The following is a 254-nucleotide window of genomic DNA, read 5'->3' on the forward strand; positions in this document are numbered from 1 at the left end:
AGCCGCAAGTCCCATATTGGATTCAAAGGTCATACTCATGCCGCCGCATACGTGATGAATGGCTGAAGTCAGATTAAAAGACGGGTAAGGGACAGAGCCGTCGCTGAGTACGACTTGATTTCGTTCTACATACGGAAGACCCTCTTCGGCATATGCGGCAGCAAGACGTTGACTGAATGCCTGCTGTTTCTGCATCACCGGATAAGGCAAATCATGAATTTCAACGAGATGATTGGCGTTATTGGCACCACCAT

Annotated in this window: 1 protein-coding gene; it reads right to left on the bottom strand. The window is 48.4% G+C overall.

Going from position 1 to position 254, the window contains the following annotated elements:
• Window positions 1-254: hypothetical protein (locus KVT27_RS25470; protein ID WP_217582257.1), on the bottom strand; the 254-nt coding region annotated here is incomplete at both ends.

It is taken from the genome of Lysinibacillus sp. GbtcB16, assembly GCF_019091145.1.
In the GTDB taxonomy this organism is placed as follows: Bacteria; Bacillota; Bacilli; order Bacillales_A; family Planococcaceae; genus Lysinibacillus; species Lysinibacillus fusiformis.